Source organism: Gilliamella sp. Pas-s25 (assembly GCF_009795885.1).
Classification (GTDB): domain Bacteria; phylum Pseudomonadota; class Gammaproteobacteria; order Enterobacterales; family Orbaceae; genus Gilliamella.
Genome location: NZ_WTEV01000002.1, coordinates 173228 through 191684, shown reverse-complemented (window position 1 = coordinate 191684; position 18457 = coordinate 173228). Strand labels below are relative to the sequence as shown.

The following is an 18457-nucleotide window of genomic DNA, read 5'->3' as shown; positions in this document are numbered from 1 at the left end:
TTATTGAACTCCTTGGAATCTTCCAGAATATCAGATAGGATTAATTGAATTGTCCAAAGAATTTTGTTCTTTAGTTATGAGATTTATCTCCCACAGACTAAGGTAAATTCTTTACCGAATATAGGTTGTGCAATATCCTTTCGGACATTGTATACCGTCCTATTCAGATATTGCGAGGGGTGGCTAATTAAAGTTATTCACTTTAATAGCCCACCTAACTTTTGATTAAAAATCAAAGAGTTAGGTGTACAAGTGCGCCTCTTGTCGCACTTAGTTAAGGCGCTCTTTGATACGAGCCGCTTTACCACGAAGTTCGCGTAAGTAGTAAAGTTTAGCTTGACGTACTTGACCACGACGTTTCACAGTAATTGAATCAACAATTGGTGAGTGAGTTTGGAATACTCGTTCTACACCTTCGCCATTGGAAATTTTACGTACGGTAAATGCAGAGTGTAAACCTCGATTGCGAATTCCAATAACAACTCCTTCATAAGCTTGAAGACGTTTTTTATTACCTTCAACAACCCATACTTTTACTTCAACTGTGTCACCAGGACGAAAAGACGGGATGTCTTTTTTCATTTGTTCTTGTTCTAATTGCTGAATAATTGCATTTTTCATAATATTATCTCTTACTAGTTATACTGAAATATTAATTGCCTTGTTTGTCACTGTATTCACGTTTAAATTCAGCGAGTAAACATTGCTCTTCATCAGTCAGAGCTAGATTTGCAAGAAGATCTTCTCTTCTTAACCAAGTTCGTCCTAGTGATTGTTTTAATCGCCAGCGACGAATCGCTTCATGGTGACCAGACATTAACACGTCAGGCACCGCCATTCCATCTAACACCTCAGGCCGAGTATAGTGTGGACAGTCAAGTAAACCATTAGCAAAAGAGTCTTCTTCTGCCGATGATCGGTGATTTAGCACGCCAGGAATAAACCTTGCTAATGCATCAATCATGGTCATCGCCGGTAATTCACCGCCACTTAACACGTAATCCCCAATTGACCATTCTTCGTCAATTTCGGTTTGAATAACGCGTTCATCTATGCCCTCGTATCGTCCACAAATCAAAATTAATTTTTGATTTTGTGATAACTCGCAAACACCTTGTTGGTTTAATTTGCGCCCTTGTGGGGAAAGATAGATCACTTTTGTATCGTTACCAGCAACTGCTTTTGCTGCATGAATTGCATCTTTAAGTGGTTGTACCATCATTAACATGCCAGGACCACCACCGTAAGGCCTATCATCGACAGTCTTATGCTTATCATGCGCAAAATCGCGCGGGTTCCAATATTCTACTGTTAACAGCCCGTTTTTAACGGCTCGACCAGTTACGCCATAACAGGTAATAGCTTGAAACATTTCGGGAAAAAGGCTAATTATGCCAATCCACATAGTGTTACCTTACCAATTAAAAAGCAGGATCCCAATCGACCACAATCATTTTTGATGTTAAATCAACTTGTTTTATAAATTGATCATCAACAAAAGGGATTAAACGTTCTGTTGCACCAAATGCATCTTTTAGATTTGCTTTTACCACTAATACATCATTAGAACCGGTTTCCATCAAATCAGTTACCTGACCTAAATCATAACCGTTAATTGTTTTGACTTGGCAGCCAATCAGATCTTTCCAATAAAAATCACCATTGCTAAGTTCTGGTAATTTTTCTGCATCAACAAATACTTCAATATTGGTTAATGCTATTGCTTGATCACGATCATCAATACCTTTGAGTTTCACAATCATATCATGATTATGCGGTTTAAAACTTTCTACGATTACTTCTTGCCATTGCCCAGCACGCTGGATATACCAAGGTGTGTAATCAAAAATGCTATCTGGAAATTCTGTAAACGAAAAAATCCTGAGCCACCCGCGAATGCCGTAGCTTGAACCAAGTTTACCAACAACGATGAGATTCTCAGTATTCATCATTACAGTGACTATTAATTACTAAATTAAGCAGCTTTTTGTGCTTGTTTGATTAGTGCATTAACACGATCAGAAACAGTTGCACCTAAACCAACCCAATGATTTACGCGATCAAGATCTAAACGTAATTCTTCTGCTTTACCTTGTGCAATTGGATTAAAAAAGCCAACGCGCTCAATAAAACGACCATCACGTGGGTTACGGCTATCAGTGACAACTACTTGATAAAAAGGGCGCTTTTTAGAGCCACCACGAGCTAAACGAATAGTTACCATAACATCCTCTTAAATTAAAAATAATCTTTTTTCTGTCCAACATGGACAAAATCAAAGCCCCAGAATTATACTCTTTCTGGTAAAAAGTGCAATGACTGTTTGTTGGCGATGCGATGTAATATTGTTTGCTTTAAGCTAAATTAGAAAAGAATGGATGAAAATAATACTGACTATGATTTATTTAATTTAAGCGTAAACCAATAGATATTACAAAACAGGAAATTTTATTCTATGGTTAATTTATTGGCACTCATTCTTGTGGCAATACTATTTTTTGTTCTTTTTTGCAAAAAAAGCGCGTTTTAGCACGTCAAAGAAACCTAGTGACCTGACCATTTTTTGTCCGTCAACGTGAATCCGAATCGCTTTTAACACTTTTTTAGGTTCTTTAGATGCAAAGGTAAAAGTGCCATTTGTTTTGGTTTGGATGGAATAACGCGGTATCCATTTGCCGTTAAATAGGACTGATGCTATCACATAATCAACCTCATTCCATGGTATTTGGATATATTTGCGAGGGTCATGTTGGTGATAAAACTCAAATGCTTTGTCGCCAATCATAATTTGTCCATACTCGGTAAAAGCGGTAAAAGATGTGGCTTTAACTATCAGGTCTATTTTTGTGTTTAATGATTGGACCATTTATGTGATTTCCATATAAAAATAAGGCTAATATAATTTTTTATCATGGCTTGATAAGTTATAAAGTTGCTAACTTATTTTTCAAAAATGATTAATAATAAAAGATAAGCGCATAATTTATAAATTATGCGCTTATCTATTTTACTTAATGTTTGCAATTATAAAAGACCAATAACATGTCCGACAATGCCCACTATAAATAAACCAAGAATAATTAAAATTGGTGATACTTTTTTACGTAATAACCACATACAGAAAAATGTTAATAGTAGTGGCATTAGCCCAGGTATCAATTGATCTAAGTTATTTTGTAAAGTAGTGACTTTTTCTTGAGTAAGTGATAGCCCACTTTGCATATCAATGAGTGCTTTTTGAATACCTTCAGCACCTATTGGTAAGTTATTCCAATCAATAAACGCACCATTGTCTAGTTTGACAGTAGATACAACTGGTTGGAATTTTATTGATACCCACCGTTGCACTAGCGCTGCAAGGACAAACATTCCTAAAATAGAAGCGCCTTTGGTGATTTTTTGTAGTAGACCGCCCGATAAATTATCGGTAATTTTAGAACCAGTACGATAACCAAATTCTTGGGTATACCACATAAATCCCCAACGAATAATATTCCATAATAAAAAGAATAAAATAGGCCCCATAATATTACCACTAAGCGCAAGTGAAGCACCTAGTGCACCGAGCATTGGGCGCACAGTAAACCAAAATACAGGATCGCCCACACCAGCCAATGGTCCCATCATACCGACTTTTACCCCTTGAATGGCAACATCATCGACTGCGGCGCCATTTGCTCGTTCTTCTTCTAAAGCAAGTGTAACGCCAAGTACGGGTGAAGCTAAATATGGGTGAGTATTAAAGAATTCTAAGTGACGTTTGAGCGCAGCAGAACGATCTTCTTTGGTAGAATATAGTTTCTTTATAGCTGGGATCATTGCATAAACCCAACCGCCGTTTTGCATTCGTTCATAGTTCCAAGATCCTTGGAGAAAGGTTGAACGCCAAGCGACCGCCAAACGATCTTTTTTGCTTAATTGAATTTTATCAATCATTTTTTTCTCCAAGTTTCTAGTAATCATTTAAAATATCATCAAGTGGATCACCTTTGCCACCACCGTTGGATGAGTTGCCACGTTCTGAAAGATTGAGGTAAATGAGTGCTAATGCGATGCCTAAAGCCCCGAGTGCAATGAGTGTTAATTGTGAGATCGCAGCAACGACAAAACCAATAATAAAAAATGGCCATACTTCGCGGTTTGCCATCATATTAATCACCATGGCATAACCGACTGCAACCACCATACCGCCACCGATAGCCATACCCGTTGTTAGCCATTCAGGCATTGAATTTAATATTTCCTTAACCGCTTCTGCTGGAATAAATAGTAAAGCAGTGGCAGGAATAGCAATACGTAGACCTTGTAAACAGATACCTAAAATTTGTAGCCATTCAATTTTTCGAATATTACCTTCTTCTGCAGCAGCATCCATCATATGGACTAAAGGAACCGCAATGGTTCGAACAATCATAGTTAAGAATAATCCAGCAACGGCGAGGGGAATAGCAACTGCTATAGCTGTCGATACACCAGCTATACCTTGTCCGCCTAATACTAAAATGATGGACGATGCAACAGCTGCCAGTGCCGCATCAGGTGCAACTGCAGCGCCGATATTGGCCCAACCTAAAGCAATCATTTGCAACGAGCCGCCCAATACAACTCCGGCTTCTAAATTACCGGTGACAAGTCCAATTAAAGAACAAGCCACTAAAGGTTGGTGGAATTGAAACTGATCTAAAATACCCTCTATCCCTGCTAAAAAGGCAATAATTATTACTAACATGATGGCAATAATTGATAATGTCATAATATACCCCTTAAATAAACTAATTCTTCTGCTGCGCTAATTCTTCTTTCGCTTTTTTCAATAATTCGTCCATATTGCTGTTAGAATCGTTAGGTACTTTGCGAACATCAAATTTTACGTTTTTGGCTTTTAATTTTTCAAAAGTTTCAACATCATCAGCATTCATTGACAATACTTTATTAACCATGACTTTGCCAACGGAATGTGCCATTGAACCAATATTAAGGACGTCGATATCGACACCACCGTCTATAGTTCGCAGTACATCTTGTGGGTTTTCAAATAGGAGTAACGCTTTAGTATTACCAAAACGAGGATCGCGTGAAACTTCAATAATTTTTTTAATTGGAACAACATTTGCCTTTACGCCAGGAGGTGCTGCTTCTTGGATGAGTTTTTTTCTCAATTCATCTTTTGCAACTGAATCCGAAACAACAATAATTCGGTTGGGGTTGGTTGATTTTGTCCATGCCGTTGCAACTTGGCCATGTAATAAGCGAGAATCGACACGGGCTAACACGATTTTCATTTTACCATTACCAAGCACGGTTTCTTCTGGGATGCTATTTGCGCTTTTAGCGTTCGCTGAGGATTGTGTAGGTATTTCGACAGTTGTTCGAATGCCTTCTTTACTTGTTTCTATAACGGCTGCCGCAATTTCTTTCGCAGTTTCCATTGAAAAACGAGAAGAATAGGCTTCAATTAACATAGGTAAGTTTAAACCAGTAACAATAGCCCAATTGCTATGTTCTCCACATAAATTATTAGCCTGATTAAATGGGGTGCCTCCCCATAAATCTACTAAAAAAAGTACTTCTTCTGGATTATCAAATGTTGCTATTGCTTCAAGCATTCGTTCTTTTAGATTTTCAGGACTATCACTTGGATGCAAGGTAACAGCTTTAACATTTTCTTGCTCTCCAAATATCATCGTTCCTGATTGTAGAATACCTTCTGCAAACTCACCATGAGTTGCTAGGATAATTCCAACCATAACAACTTCCTCCTAATTTTTATATTAATTGCATAATATAAAAGTATATAAAATAAAAATATCTAGTTATTTTACACCTTAAAATAAGCTTAAAATAACGTGTCTATCACATTTTGATAAAAAACTTAAATTTTTTATTGTTTATCAAACTATGATTTATCTAGTAGTGCTTGACGAATAAAGCCATGTTCTTTTTTTAGTTTATTTCTCGCTTGCTCTGCATTTAGACCTGAAAGGATCATCAAAATAGCAGTTTTACAATGCCTGTTACTCTCGGCTAATGTGACAATGGCTTTTTCTCGACTGCAATCGGTGGCTTGCATAACAATGGATATTTGTCGTTCAATAAGTTTGGCGTTAGTTGCTTCTACGTCAACCATCAAATTACTATAGACTTTGCCTATTTTGATCATGCTGGCTGTGGTTAACATGTTGAGAACTAATTTTTGTGCCGTGCCAGCCTTCATTCTTGATGAGCCAGTAATTACTTCTGCACCAACAATCGGTGTAATGGCGATATCGGCTAAATTAATCATTGGAGCTTTGGGATTACAGCATAAGCTTATAACCGTTGCTTGGATTGATTTAGCATATTGCATACCGCCTATTACATAGGGTGTACGCCCACTAGCAGCAATGCCAACTAAAATGTCTTTTGAGCTAAAACTAATCTTTTTCAGGTCATGGACAGCCAATTCAGGGTTATCTTCGGCATTTTCAACCGCCTTAAAAATAGCAGGCTGTCCCCCAGCAATTAAACCAATGACTTGTTCAGTTGGCGTGCCATAAGTAGGTGGGCATTCACTTGCATCTAAAATACCCAGACGGCCAGAAGTACCAGCTCCTATATAAATTAGCCTACCTTGATGTGAAAATGCCAAACTAATTGCATCAACAGCTTTTGCAATATTAGATAGCTCTTTTTCTACTGCCAATGCGACTTTTTTATCTTCACGATTGATGATTTGTAATATTTCTAGCGTTGAACAGCTATCAATTTCTTCGCTGTTGGGATTGCGACTTTCGGTTAACATAGTTGATAGATTAATTTGTTGCATTTTTTCTTAATCCTAGCCATAACAAAAATATTACTATAGCAAATAAACTACCAAAACCAACACCGATAGTAATAACTGATAAATTTAGGTAAACAGCTAATGTATAAAGTCCTAGCATTAGCATCATTGCCGTATATTCGCTTAAGTTTTGTACCGAAATAACACTGCCGGCACCGACTAAATCTTTACCTATTTTTTGAATAAATGCATTCAATGGTACTAAAAAAAAGCCACCTAATGCCCCAATAATAATAAGTAAAATATAAGATGAAATGATATTGCTTTGCAATGTGAAAGCGATTACTGCTATGCCCATCAGTATCCCCGCCGGAATGCAGCGTAATGTGTTGTTGATTGAAATAAATGTACTTGCCAGTCCGGCACCAATAACAATGCCAATAGCGACAATGGCGTTTAGATTTGTTGGCGTTGCATTGTCGTGTATGTCTAAAATAGCAGGAACCCAACTAATTAACAAAAAACGTAAAGTAATACCCGCTCCCCAAAATAAACTAGTACCAAATAATGTGAATAAGACTTGTTTATCAGTGAAGATGATTTTAATTGTGTTCGCAAAATCTTTTATCATACCCATAAATTGCCATGGAATATTTTGTCGTGCGGCAGGTAATTTAGGAATAAAAAGGTTAGCAATAATTGCTAGCCCATACATTAATACACAAATCAATATAGATATGCTTACATTAAGATCGGCAATATGACCACCCGCTAGCGAACCAAGTAAAATTGCCGCAATGGTTGATGCTTCAATTAAACCATTTGCTTTAACCAAATTATCGCCCGTAGTGAGTTCGCCTAAAATCCCATATTTAGCTGGAGAGTATGCGGCTGCCCCTATGCCAATTACAAAATAGCCAATAAAAGGACTAATATTTAAACATATACAACCAGCACCGAGTAATTTCATACTATTTGAAATCATCATAGCCTTGCCTTTTGACATGCTGTCAGCAAATTGACCAACAAAAGGAGAAAGAATGATGAATGGCAGCACAAAACTAATTTGTAATACCGATTGGCTCCAAGCTGGATAATGTAGATTTTTGATGAAAGCTAAGATAGCAAAAAAGATGGCGTTATCGGCAAATGCTGAAAAAAACTGCGCCAGCATGGTTGCAACCATGCCTTTGCTTAAAAGAGAATATTGATTCATTTGGCATCCTTTTATTTATTCGTCAGCCATCTTTCGTAGTGTAATAAAGTCGATTTTACCTGTACCAAGTAATGGTAATTCTTTAACTACACGGATATCACGAGGAATAGCTAATGCAGGAATACCAAGTTCTTGAGACACTTGGTTAAGTTGCTCTCGATTTAATTTTGTCGAAGTAGTAAATAGAACAATAGCTTCTCCTTTTGCTGCATCGGCTTTAACTGTTGCGCCGTGCATGGCATCAATGTCGACTTTTTTTGCTAAGGCTTCAACACTTTCTAATGAAACCATTTCTCCTGCAATTTTAGCAAATCGTTTTAAGCGTCCTTTAATTGTGACAAAGCCTTCGTTATCAATAGCAACGATATCGCCAGTGTCATACCAACCTTTTTCGGATTGCCCATTTTCATCGATTGCAATTGGTTCTTCAAGTTTGCCTGGATTTTCAACACGTAAATAGCCTTTCATCACATTAGGGCCTTTAACTTGCAATTGACCGCCTTCGCTAATACCTGGCACATGAATTAATCTTGATGTCATGCCTGGCAATAATCGACCTACTGTACCGGCTTTAAACGCCATTGGAACATTAAGTGCCACTACGGGTGCACACTCAGTAACACCATAGCCTTCTAAAATACGGATGCCATATTTATCTTTCCATTGCTCGCGTACTGTGTCTGATAATTTTTCTGCACCAGCAACAACATAGCGTAAACGCATAAAATCATATGGATGTGCGTAACGAGCATAGTTTGCTAAGAAAGTCGGCGTACCAAATAAGACAGTGCAATTTTGATCATAAATTATTTCAGGCACCATACGATAATGTAATGGATTTGGATATAAAAATGTGCGACTACCAGAAAACAGAGGTAAAAACAATCCAGCAGTAATACCAAAAGCATGGAATAACGGTAGTGCGGACATAAAGCGATCAGCCGGAGTTGGATCGATAACAGTTCGAATTTGCTCAACATTAGCAAGCAAACTACCATGACTATGAGCAACACCTTTAGGATTACCTTCTGAACCCGACGTAAACAACACGAGAGCCTCGTCATCACTTGATTGAGAGCGTTTAACCAAACGAGGGATATACTGATGAACTGCAACATAAAGTTTATCTTTAAAGGTTAAACTGTTACGTAGATCTTCAAGAAAACACCATTTAACATCTTTTATTTGTTCCAGAAGATGATCAAGTTTCCCTTTTTGAATAAATTTGCGTGAAGTAATGATAGTTTTAATTTCAGCAGCTGCAATTGCACAAGTCAGCCCTTTGGTACCAGCAGTATAATTGAGCATAGCTGGAATTCGGTTTTTAACCGATAAGCCAAAAATTGTTGCAACGGTAATAGTTGCATTAGGCAGTAAGACGCCAACACGTTCTTTTTTCTGAGTAATTTTTGCAACAATACAGCTAACACCAATGATTTGTTTTAATAAATTACGATAAGATGCTTCATGAGTTGTTGGGTCTTGCACCATTCGCGATTTGACACCATAGCGGACTTGCGCTTCAAGCAAAGCTTCAAATAGCGTTAATTTGGGGCGACTTGCCATACGTGCATTCATCATAATTTGATGAAGTTTTTCGCCTGCAATATAACGTCTTTCACTCGCTTTAGGTGCATTAGGCATAGCTATAGATGTTGGCTCAAGCACATGAATGGTTATTTTAGGAAATAAACGACGTTTAAATAATCCTTTTAAACGACTGGTTAAAGTAAATTCAGCTCCTTCAATCCAGACAGGTACAATTGTTGCTTGAGAACGGGCTGCAACAAAAGCAGCACCATCATAAATTTTCATTAATGAGCCAGTGACAGTAATTCTTCCCTCTGGGAATATGACTATTGGACGGCCTTTTTCAACTTCGCGAACTAATCGCTTAATTGCCATTGGACTCAATGGATCCATAGGCACAAAATCAACATAACGCTTTGCTAAACGGACTAACCAATGGTTAATATAACCTGCATAAATAGCAAAAACAGGCCTTATTGGCAAAAAAACACCGATTAAAATACCATCAAGAAAAGATACATGGTTAGGTGTAATAAGGAGTCTATTTTGTTTTAAATTGTCTAAATTACCCTTAATTTTGACATGGAATAAAATCTTTAAACAAAATCTTAATATTGTAAATAGCATCTGATTTCTCAATTATCGTGCAAAATTGCACCATGTAATGATAGTGAAAATGCAAAGAATATACAAGGGATGATAATTTTGTTATATAAAATAGATGGTTAAGTTTTAATTAATAATGATTCTTGATTTAAAAAATAGATAATAGATACTAAAGTGTAAAATAAATATGAAAAACTAATAAGGAACAAGCATGCTCATTTTAACGCACAAAGATATTGAAAAATTTTATACCATGAAAGAAGCGATAGCAGCGGATAAACAAGCGTTGAAAATCTATACCCAAGGAAACAGTGATGTGCCATTACGAATCAACTTTGATATGCAAAAAGGTCAATGCTTATTTATGCCCGCACATATTAAAGGTAGCGATATTGTGGGTATCAAAATTGTCTCAGTATTTCCTGACAACCCAAAATTGGGCAAACCATCAGTTCCTGCTCAAGTTTTAATGTTAGATCCACAAACAGGTGAAGTTTGTGCCATATTAGATGGTACCTTTGTCACTCAGCTCCGTACAGGTGCTATGCAAGGTGCAGCAACTGATTTATTGGCTCGTAAAGATGCCAGTCGAGCTGTGTTAATAGGTACAGGCGGGCAAGCGATATCCCAATTAGAAGCAATGTTAACTGTTCGCTCACTTAATGATGTAGCTATTTTTGATATTGATACTCAAAAAGCAAAACAATTTACGATTGATATGAAACACCGTTTTGCTCATTTTTCGACTAATTTTTATTTTTCACAAAATTTGGATGAGGAGATTAGCCAAGCAGATATTATCACTTCGGTCACAACATCAAAAGTGGTGACGTTTAATGGTGATAAAGTAAAACCCGGTACACATATTAATGGTGTAGGTGCTTATACACCAGAGATGCACGAAATTCCAAAGAACATTGTTGAAAAAGCTAATATTCGAGTGGTTGATACTAAAGAGGGCGTGTTTGCTGAAGCTGGCGATATTATTGATCCAATTAAGCAAAAATTGGTGTCGAAAAACGACTTTCTGGAGTTAGGAGATTTAGTGCAAAATCCAATGCTATGTCGCCAAAATGATCAACAAATTACGTTGTTTAAAACGGTTGGAACCGCAGTATTAGATGTGTATATTGGTTACGATATCTATCTTAAAGCCAAAGAAAAAGGAATAGGCACGTATTTATAGTAATTGCTCGTGGGATTAAGGTGATTTTTTGTCAAAAAGTTTCAGGTAGCTAGGTGTTTTAGTATAAAACTAGCTTTTTAGTTCTGCTTTTTGTGAACGTCCAAGTAGTGCCATCGCTGCTTGTTTCGGATCTTTATGCTCATAAAGGATTTGATAAATTTGTTCAGTGATTGGCATATCAACATGATATTTTTGGGCGAGTAACCAAACTTCTTTTGTATTTTTGCAACCCTCAACAACTTGAGCTATGGCCTCTTGCGCTTCTTGAATTGATTTGTTTTGACCAAGTAACATGCCAAACCGACGATTACGAGATTGATTATCGGTGCAGGTTAAAACCAGATCGCCTAGTCCCGCCATTCCCATAAAGGTTGCAGGATCTGCGCCTAATACTGCCCCTAATCGCATCATTTCGGCAAGTCCACGCGTAATTAATGCTGTTCTGGCATTGGCGCCAAAACCAAGTCCATCCGATAATCCAGCACCAATAGCAATCACATTTTTGATTGCACCACCAAGTTGCACACCAATAAAATCTTTACTGCTATAAACTCGAAAGCTTTTACTGCAATGGAATAATGTTTGTAGTTGATTTAAAAAATGTTCATCTGTTGATGCCACAGTCACCGCTGTAGGTAATCCGGAAGCGACTTCTTTGGCAAATGTGGGGCCAGAGATAACCGCGAGTGGAATTTTATCGCCTAGAATTTCCTTCGCTACATCCTGTAGTAAGCGACCGGTATCCACTTCAAGCCCTTTTGTTGCCCAAACAATTTTTGTATCTTGACGTAAAAAAGGCTTAATTTCAGTCAAAATGTTTGCAAACGCATGACTTGGAACCACAATAAGTAAAATGGGTGCAGCTGAAACTGCTGTTTTTAAATCACTTTCAATCTGTAATAGATCTGGGAAATGAATATCTGGCAAAAATTGCTTATTTTGCCTATCATGCTGCAAAATGGCCATTTTATTCGGGTTATGCCCCCATAATAAAGTTGAATGGCCATTTCGTGCTAGTAAAATAGCTAAAGAGGTTCCATAAGATCCTGCGCCAATTACTGTTACTACAGCATTTTTTTTCATAATAACCCAATAAATGTATTGTTAATTCACTAAAAGACAATAATTATTGCAATGTTTCTGTGGATTCAGCTTGCTGTTGTTGAAGATAATTAATGAATAATGCTTCAAAATTTACTGGCTCTAAATTTACCTGCGGGAATGTCCCTTTATTGACTAAACTCGAAATAACTTCACGCGCATAAGGGAATAAAATGTTTGGACAATAAGCGCCAACGCAATGTTGAATTTGGCTTTCATCAAATCCGACAAGTGAAAAAATACCAGCTTGAGTCACTTCACAAATATACACAACTTCGTTTTGTTGTTTTACAGTTACAGTGACACGAAGTGCAACTTCGTAGACATTTTCACTTAAAACTTGTGAAGATGAATTTAATTCAAGATTTAACTCCGGTTGCCATTGTTTAGTGAAAATTTCTGGAACATTATTAGTTTCAAACGACACATCTTTAGTATAAATACGTTGAATAGCAAACTGTGTTTCCGGTTGTTGTGTATTGTTTTGTTCTGTCATGATAAAACCTTATTTGTGAATAATATTATTTTCTAACTAGTGGTAAATTTTCGCCGTTCCATCCAGCAATCCCGTCTTTTAAAGTAAAGACATTTAAAAAACCTTGTTTGACAAGTATTTCACCTATACCTGCTGATGATAAACCATTTTCATCAATTAAAATAACGATGTTTTCTTTAAATTTTTCAATTATTTTTGCGCTCGCATTTTTAATATCGATAGGTAAAATATTGTGAGAGTCAGTGATATGTCCTTTTTTAAAGCTATCTGCAGAACGAATGTCAACAATAACAGCTCCTTGCTTATTAATCATATGGATTGCTTGAGCATTATTGATAATTTTAACTTTAGATAGCTTACCTTTAATGGTTAGTACAATGATTGCAATAAACAGCACAATCCAACCCAATGAGAGTAAAAGATGATTTTTTACAAAAGGTAGAATTTCGAGAGTAATAAAGTCCATACTTGTATAATTACCTAGTTTTTTCAATATAAGAAGAGATTATAGCGATATTGCGTGATGAAATATAGTGCCAATAATTGAAAAATTGATTTATAGTAAATTGTTTTATTTTAAAAGGTTATAAAATGTGTTGGATATAAGGAAAAATATTGATGCAATTTAGAGTGACTATCTTGCTATTTTTATTATTTTTTTTGGTTTCATCTGTGATTGCTAATGGTAATTACGGTGTAGTTTTAGAGCAAGTTAGTGGTGAAAAACATGCTTCACTTATTGAACCTTCGAGTTATGATCCAGATTTGACTTGCCGTGATTTTTTACGTGAATTTGATGATGTTGCACCGGATTATTTTCAATATGAACGTTGTGATGTTGATGATTATGGGCAAACAAGATCGATTGAAGCCATTTATAAAATAGAAGGGAAAGATGTAAAACAAGCTCAAGAGTATTTAACTCAGAAAATGGGAGTAACTGAACTTAAGTTGATTTGTTGCCATTGGGAAATGGGCGGTCAGAATGTAACGATAATTAATCCAAAAGATAATATGTACTATTATGTTGTATTGGTTTCAGAAGAAACCATTGAACATGATCGGGATAAGGTAACATTTTACTTAATTGTCTCTGGTGATAGATCTCCAGTATAGTTTTGGACGTATTATTCGGCAGCTGATCTGCAGCCTGGTAATTTATCATAAATTCAAGTGTAAATATTGTCGATTTAGACGATTAAACGACTGTAGAAGTATTATGAATGATTTTGGTGCATCAAGTTGGTGCTTATCTAACTATTATGGTGCAATATTGTTAACCATGTTACTATTTTGAACGCTTGCTTCATAAATGTATCGTTGGAGAATTGGCATCATATTTGCATATAATTTATTTTATATAGATGAATGATAGCCAATTATCTTTAAACATTGCTTTTTATACAGAATAATTAAATTATTTGTTCTTACATGGAGAATATAAATGTCTACACTAAAAGTTTTAACACTAATTAAAGAAAATGATGTTAAGTTTGTTGATTTACGTTTTACTGATACAAAAGGTAAAGAACAACACGTTACAATTCCTGTTAGTCAAATTGATGACGATTTTTTTGAAGATGGTAAGATGTTTGATGGTTCATCAATTGCAGGTTGGAAAGGTATTAATGAATCAGATATGGTGTTAATGCCAGATACATCCAGTGCTGTTATCGATCCGTTTTTTGAAGAGGTAACATTAAATATCCGTTGTGATGTTTTAGAGCCAGCAACGTTGCAAGGGTATGATCGTGATCCTCGTTCAATCGCTAAACGTGCCGAAGAGTATCTAAAATCATCAGGTATTGCCGATACTGTTATTTTTGGACCAGAACCAGAATTCTTTTTATTTGATGATGTCCGTTTTGGTTCGCCAATGTCTGGTAGTTTTGTGCATATTGATGATATTGAAGCGGCATGGAATTCTGGTACAAAATATGAAGAAGGCAACAAAGGGCATCGTCCAGGCGTAAAAGGTGGATATTTCCCACTTCCACCTGTTGATTCATCACAAGATATCCGTTCTGAAATGTGTTTAATTATGGAGCAGCTTGGCTTAGTGATTGAAGCTCACCATCATGAAGTGGCAACTGCGGGTCAAAACGAAATTGCTTGTCGCTTTAATACGCTAACTAAAAAAGCTGATGAAGTGCAAATCTATAAATATGTCGTACAAAATGTGGCTCATGCTTATGGTAAAACAGCGACCTTTATGCCAAAACCAATGTTTGGTGATAATGGTTCCGGTATGCATTGTCACCAATCATTAGCGAAAGATGGTGTAAATTTATTTGCTGGGGATAAATATGCAGGTCTGTCTGAAATGGCACTATTCTATATTGGTGGTATTATTAAACATGCTAAAGCCATCAATGCATTTACTAACCCTGCAACTAACTCTTATAAACGTCTGGTACCGGGCTATGAAGCGCCAGTTATGCTTGCTTATTCTGCACGTAACCGTTCTGCCTCAATTCGTATTCCTGTTGTGACTAGCCCTAAAGCACGTCGTATTGAGGTTCGCTTCCCAGATCCTGCTGGAAACCCATACTTATCATTTGCTGCACAGTTAATGGCCGGTTTAGATGGTATTATCAATAAAATTCACCCTGGTGATGCGATGGATAAAAACTTATACGATTTACCACCAGAGGAATCTAAATTAATTCCTCAAGTCGCGGGTTCGCTTGAAGAAGCTCTTAATGCATTAGATGCAGATCGTGAATTCTTAACGCGTGGTAATGTCTTTACTAATGATACTATTGATGCATACATTGATTTAAAACGTCAAGATGTTGATCGTGTACGTATGACGCCACATCCAGTTGAATTTGAATTGTACTATAGTCTATAAATTATTTTTTATATAACTTAACGTTTTACCCACCGCTTGTTAGCGGTGGTTTTTGATCAGGACGGAAATCCAACGATGACATTTAATAATGAATCTGATGCTAATCTTGTTCTCGATTCTATGATTACAAGTATTTTATTACTTGATACCAAACTTAATATTCTTTATGTCAATACTGCCGCGCAGCAGTTGTTAGCGCAAAGTTCTAAAAAATTATTAGAAAGTTATCTTCCCGATTTATTGGGGTATTTCTCTTTAGATATTGATTTGATGCTTAGTACATTAGCACAAAATCAAGGTTTTACAGATAATGAAGTCAATTTAGTTATTAATAATGAGTTACATATTTTATCGCTGACAGCTCAACTATTAGGTAATGGTCGAATATTAATTGAAATGGTGCCGTTAAATAATCACAAGCGTCTTAGCCAAGAACAATTACAACAAGCTCAACAGAGTGCCGCTCGCGAATTGGTTCGTGGACTTGCTCACGAAATTAAAAATCCACTAGGTGGGCTTCGAGGGGCTGCGCAGTTATTATCACGACAATTACCGAACAATGAATTGCAAGATTATACAAAAATTATTATTGAGCAAGCAGATAGATTGCGAAATCTCGTAGATAGATTATTAGGGCCACAACAACGATTGCAACAAAAAGAACAAAGTATACATCAAGCAATAGAACGTATTTATGCTTTGTTGTGTTTAGAAAAACCAGTCAATATTGAAATTCTACGTGATTATGATCCAAGTCTACCTGATTTTATTCATGACTCAGAACAAATAGAGCAGGTAATTTTGAATATTGTGCGTAATGCTTTACAGGCCATCGGTTCTAATTCCGGCACAATTATCATTAGGACAAGAACGGCTTTTCAGGTTACTTTACATGGACAGCGTTATCGTTTGTGTGCTCGTATTGATGTTGAAGATACCGGACCCGGTGTACCTGTTCATATACAAGATACCTTGTTTTATCCTATGGTGAGCGGTTATGAAGGCGGTACAGGTATTGGGCTTTCAATTGCGCATAATATTGTTGATCAACATCATGGTAAAATTGAATTTAATAGTTGGCCTGGGCATACCACGTTTTGTGTCTATTTGCCAATTAGGCAATGAGGTATATTAAAATGAATATTTGGATTGTTGATGATGATAGCTCTATTCGGTGGGTACTAGAAAAAGCATTAACTAATGCTCATTTAAATTGTGTCAGTTTTTCGACAGGTCAAGAGGTGATGGATGCCTTGGTTACTTATGCTCAAAAGCCATCGGTATTAATTTCAGATATTAAAATGCCAGGAATTGATGGTTTAACATTGCTTCATTATGTTAAAGAAAAATTGCCTGAATTACCTGTTATCATTATGACTGCTCATTCCGATCTCGATGCGGCAGTAAATGCCTATCAAAAAGGCGCTTATGATTATATTCCTAAGCCTTTTGATGTGGACGAAGTTATTCAGCTTGTTGAACGGGCTATTTTACAAACTCAAAGTAACAAAACTAACCATAATACTACAGTAAAAGCATCGACAAGTATTATTGGCGAAGCGCCTTCAATGCAAGAAGTGTTTCGTATTATTGGTCGATTATCTAAATCTTCTATTAGTGTGTTAATTAATGGTGAGTCAGGAACAGGTAAAGAGTTGGTTGCTAAGGCATTACATACCCATAGCCCTCGTTCTCAATCTCCTTTTATTGCATTAAATATGGCGGCAATCCCTAAGGATTTGATTGAATCTGAGCTTTTTGGACATGAAAAAGGCGCATTTACTGGTGCGGCTCAAATTAGACATGGGCGTTTTGAACAAGCTAATGGAGGGACTTTATTTTTAGATGAAATTGGTGATATGCCACTTGATGTACAAACGCGGTTATTAAGAGTGCTTGCTGATGGACAGTTTTATCGTATTGGCGGCTATTCGCCCGTCAAAGTTGACGTGCGTATTATTGCTGCTACACATCAAGATTTAGAGGCAAGAGTAAGAGAAGGAAAATTTAGAGAAGACTTGTTTCACCGTTTAAATGTGATTCGTATATTACTTCCACCTTTACGCGATAGAGCACAAGATATTCCAAAACTTGCTGAACATTTTTTATATACAACGGCAAAAGAGCTTGGGGTAGAAAGTAAAATACTAAACCCAGAAACATTAGATGTCTTATGCCAATTTAATTGGCCTGGTAATGTGCGCCAGCTTGAAAACACTTGTCGTTGGATTACGGTGATGTCTTCTAATCAAGAGGTTTTGGTTCAAGATTTGCCGCCAGAGTTGTTACAGTTACCAACAGCCAAAACATGTGTTAAAAATGATAACATTACTTTACCTGCCGACCATGTTTCTCAACAAGAGGCTGATTGGAAAATATTATTAGAACAATGGGCAAAACAAGCTCTAATAGAAGGTAAAATTGGCATTTTAACTGAAGTAATAAATGAAGTTGAATGTATCTTATTAAAAAGTGCACTGAATTTTACTCGTGGTCATAAACAAGATGCTGCCCATCTATTAGGGTGGGGACGTAATACATTGACTCGAAAACTTAAAGAGTTATCGCTTGATCCCAATAGCGGCCTATAACTGCCAATATTCATTATGCTATCGAATGAATCGATAGCTTTTTAAGCTATTTATTCATTTTACAACTATTTACCCCATCTTTCATAGCATATTGCGTTGTTAAAAATTTAAAGT

Annotated in this window: 18 protein-coding genes and 2 pseudogenes; 5 read left to right on the top strand and 15 right to left on the bottom strand. The window is 36.5% G+C overall.

All coding sequences use genetic code 11. The features are described 5' to 3' along the window. Positions 1 to 270: 270 nt before the first annotated feature. From rplS to aas, 12 genes and pseudogenes are all read right to left on the bottom strand, one after another. The gene (gene rplS / locus GQ593_RS02000; RefSeq protein WP_034913735.1) at positions 271 to 621 is read right to left on the bottom strand and encodes a 50S ribosomal protein L19; all 351 of its coding nucleotides are present in this window, start codon (positions 619 to 621) and stop codon (positions 271 to 273) included. Positions 622 to 652: 31 nt separating this feature from the next. Further along, on the bottom strand, positions 653 to 1405 hold the full coding sequence (gene trmD / locus GQ593_RS01995) for a tRNA (guanosine(37)-N1)-methyltransferase TrmD (RefSeq protein ID WP_160430389.1): 753 nt from the start codon (positions 1403 to 1405) through the stop codon (positions 653 to 655). Between the two features lie 16 nt (positions 1406 to 1421). Beyond that, entirely contained in the window at positions 1422 to 1952 is a 531-nt protein-coding gene (gene rimM / locus GQ593_RS01990; RefSeq protein WP_160430388.1) for a ribosome maturation factor RimM, read from the bottom strand. Positions 1953 to 1975: 23 nt separating this feature from the next. Next, positions 1976 to 2224 carry a 30S ribosomal protein S16 gene (rpsP, locus tag GQ593_RS01985; RefSeq protein ID WP_034900786.1) on the bottom strand — a complete coding sequence of 83 codons (249 nt, stop codon included), beginning with the start codon at positions 2222 to 2224 and terminating at the stop codon, positions 1976 to 1978. Between the two features lie 267 nt (positions 2225 to 2491). Then, positions 2492 to 2866 (bottom strand): DUF956 family protein, encoded by a 375-nt coding sequence (locus GQ593_RS01980; RefSeq protein ID WP_160430387.1) that lies wholly within the window; start codon positions 2864 to 2866, stop codon positions 2492 to 2494. 158 nt (positions 2867 to 3024) lie between these two features. Then, positions 3025 to 3936, bottom strand: coding sequence for a PTS system mannose/fructose/sorbose family transporter subunit IID (locus GQ593_RS01975; protein ID WP_160430386.1), 912 nt, complete (start codon positions 3934 to 3936; stop codon positions 3025 to 3027). A gap of 16 nt (positions 3937 to 3952) precedes the next feature. Then, entirely contained in the window at positions 3953 to 4753 is an 801-nt protein-coding gene (locus tag GQ593_RS01970) for a PTS mannose/fructose/sorbose transporter subunit IIC (protein WP_160430385.1), read from the bottom strand. Between the two features lie 19 nt (positions 4754 to 4772). Next, positions 4773 to 5312 (bottom strand): annotated as a pseudogene (locus GQ593_RS14130) (PTS system mannose/fructose/N-acetylgalactosamine-transporter subunit IIB); the annotation flags it as partial. A gap of 62 nt (positions 5313 to 5374) precedes the next feature. Next, a pseudogene (locus tag GQ593_RS14125) lies at positions 5375 to 5747 on the bottom strand (PTS sugar transporter subunit IIA); the annotation flags it as partial. A gap of 149 nt (positions 5748 to 5896) precedes the next feature. Next, positions 5897 to 6805 (bottom strand): N-acetylmuramic acid 6-phosphate etherase, encoded by a 909-nt coding sequence (murQ, locus tag GQ593_RS01960; protein ID WP_160430383.1) that lies wholly within the window; start codon positions 6803 to 6805, stop codon positions 5897 to 5899. Further along, a complete protein-coding gene (gene lplT / locus GQ593_RS01955; RefSeq protein ID WP_160430382.1) occupies positions 6792 to 7979 on the bottom strand; it encodes a lysophospholipid transporter LplT in 1188 nt (395 codons plus the stop codon). Before lplT ends, murQ begins: the two co-directional genes overlap by 14 nt. Positions 7980 to 7994: 15 nt before the next feature. Beyond that, positions 7995 to 10136 carry a bifunctional acyl-ACP--phospholipid O-acyltransferase/long-chain-fatty-acid--ACP ligase gene (gene aas, locus GQ593_RS01950; RefSeq protein WP_160430381.1) on the bottom strand — a complete coding sequence of 714 codons (2142 nt, stop codon included), beginning with the start codon at positions 10134 to 10136 and terminating at the stop codon, positions 7995 to 7997. A gap of 190 nt (positions 10137 to 10326) precedes the next feature. On the opposite strand from aas, the gene GQ593_RS01945 reads away from it, so the two are divergent. Continuing rightward, positions 10327 to 11301, top strand: a complete 975-nt coding sequence (locus GQ593_RS01945; protein WP_160430380.1) for an ornithine cyclodeaminase family protein — start codon at positions 10327 to 10329, stop codon at positions 11299 to 11301. A gap of 69 nt (positions 11302 to 11370) precedes the next feature. Here GQ593_RS01945 and gpsA read toward each other — a convergent pair whose 3' ends face one another. From gpsA to GQ593_RS01930, 3 genes are read right to left on the bottom strand one after another with little or no spacing between them, the layout of a single operon-like run. After that, entirely contained in the window at positions 11371 to 12384 is a 1014-nt protein-coding gene (gene gpsA / locus GQ593_RS01940; protein ID WP_202115339.1) for an NAD(P)H-dependent glycerol-3-phosphate dehydrogenase, read from the bottom strand. Positions 12385 to 12427: 43 nt separating this feature from the next. Beyond that, positions 12428 to 12898: a protein-export chaperone SecB gene (gene secB / locus GQ593_RS01935; protein WP_160430379.1), complete on the bottom strand. Its 471-nt coding sequence runs from the start codon at positions 12896 to 12898 to the stop codon at positions 12428 to 12430. Positions 12899 to 12923: 25 nt separating this feature from the next. Continuing rightward, positions 12924 to 13364, bottom strand: coding sequence for a rhodanese-like domain-containing protein (locus GQ593_RS01930; RefSeq protein WP_160430378.1), 441 nt, complete (start codon positions 13362 to 13364; stop codon positions 12924 to 12926). Between the two features lie 152 nt (positions 13365 to 13516). On the opposite strand from GQ593_RS01930, the gene GQ593_RS01925 reads away from it, so the two are divergent. The 4 genes from GQ593_RS01925 to glnG all read left to right on the top strand — a co-directional run bounded on the left by GQ593_RS01925 (position 13517) and on the right by glnG (position 18343). Continuing rightward, a complete protein-coding gene (locus GQ593_RS01925; protein WP_160430377.1) occupies positions 13517 to 14014 on the top strand; it encodes a DUF4952 domain-containing protein in 498 nt (165 codons plus the stop codon). 328 nt (positions 14015 to 14342) lie between these two features. Beyond that, positions 14343 to 15752: a glutamate--ammonia ligase gene (glnA, locus tag GQ593_RS01920; RefSeq protein ID WP_160430376.1), complete on the top strand. Its 1410-nt coding sequence runs from the start codon at positions 14343 to 14345 to the stop codon at positions 15750 to 15752. A gap of 75 nt (positions 15753 to 15827) precedes the next feature. Beyond that, positions 15828 to 16877 carry a nitrogen regulation protein NR(II) gene (gene glnL, locus GQ593_RS01915; RefSeq protein ID WP_160430375.1) on the top strand — a complete coding sequence of 350 codons (1050 nt, stop codon included), beginning with the start codon at positions 15828 to 15830 and terminating at the stop codon, positions 16875 to 16877. Between the two features lie 11 nt (positions 16878 to 16888). After that, complete coding sequence (glnG, locus tag GQ593_RS01910; RefSeq protein WP_202115338.1) at positions 16889 to 18343, top strand: nitrogen regulation protein NR(I); 1455 nt, start codon at positions 16889 to 16891, stop codon at positions 18341 to 18343. Positions 18344 to 18457: the final 114 nt, after the last annotated feature.

What these genes read in the sequence shown, in the direction of transcription:
- secB (WP_160430379.1), bottom strand. Translation starts at nt 12,898, where the DNA reads ATGACAGAACAAAACAATACACAACAACCGGAAACACAGTTTGCTATT.
- rplS (WP_034913735.1), bottom strand. Translation starts at nt 621, where the DNA reads ATGAAAAATGCAATTATTCAGCAATTAGAACAAGAACAAATGAAAAAA.
- aas (WP_160430381.1), bottom strand. Translation starts at nt 10,136, where the DNA reads ATGCTATTTACAATATTAAGATTTTGTTTAAAGATTTTATTCCATGTC.
- GQ593_RS01930 (WP_160430378.1), bottom strand. Translation starts at nt 13,364, where the DNA reads ATGGACTTTATTACTCTCGAAATTCTACCTTTTGTAAAAAATCATCTT.
- gpsA (WP_202115339.1), bottom strand. Translation starts at nt 12,384, where the DNA reads ATGAAAAAAAATGCTGTAGTAACAGTAATTGGCGCAGGATCTTATGGA.
- murQ (WP_160430383.1), bottom strand. Translation starts at nt 6,805, where the DNA reads ATGCAACAAATTAATCTATCAACTATGTTAACCGAAAGTCGCAATCCC.
- GQ593_RS01945 (WP_160430380.1), top strand. Translation starts at nt 10,327, where the DNA reads ATGCTCATTTTAACGCACAAAGATATTGAAAAATTTTATACCATGAAA.
- GQ593_RS01980 (WP_160430387.1), bottom strand. Translation starts at nt 2,866, where the DNA reads ATGGTCCAATCATTAAACACAAAAATAGACCTGATAGTTAAAGCCACA.
- GQ593_RS01975 (WP_160430386.1), bottom strand. Translation starts at nt 3,936, where the DNA reads ATGATTGATAAAATTCAATTAAGCAAAAAAGATCGTTTGGCGGTCGCT.
- GQ593_RS01925 (WP_160430377.1), top strand. Translation starts at nt 13,517, where the DNA reads ATGCAATTTAGAGTGACTATCTTGCTATTTTTATTATTTTTTTTGGTT.
- rpsP (WP_034900786.1), bottom strand. Translation starts at nt 2,224, where the DNA reads ATGGTAACTATTCGTTTAGCTCGTGGTGGCTCTAAAAAGCGCCCTTTT.
- GQ593_RS01970 (WP_160430385.1), bottom strand. Translation starts at nt 4,753, where the DNA reads ATGACATTATCAATTATTGCCATCATGTTAGTAATAATTATTGCCTTT.
- glnL (WP_160430375.1), top strand. Translation starts at nt 15,828, where the DNA reads ATGACATTTAATAATGAATCTGATGCTAATCTTGTTCTCGATTCTATG.
- rimM (WP_160430388.1), bottom strand. Translation starts at nt 1,952, where the DNA reads ATGATGAATACTGAGAATCTCATCGTTGTTGGTAAACTTGGTTCAAGC.
- lplT (WP_160430382.1), bottom strand. Translation starts at nt 7,979, where the DNA reads ATGAATCAATATTCTCTTTTAAGCAAAGGCATGGTTGCAACCATGCTG.
- glnA (WP_160430376.1), top strand. Translation starts at nt 14,343, where the DNA reads ATGTCTACACTAAAAGTTTTAACACTAATTAAAGAAAATGATGTTAAG.
- glnG (WP_202115338.1), top strand. Translation starts at nt 16,889, where the DNA reads ATGAATATTTGGATTGTTGATGATGATAGCTCTATTCGGTGGGTACTA.
- trmD (WP_160430389.1), bottom strand. Translation starts at nt 1,405, where the DNA reads ATGTGGATTGGCATAATTAGCCTTTTTCCCGAAATGTTTCAAGCTATT.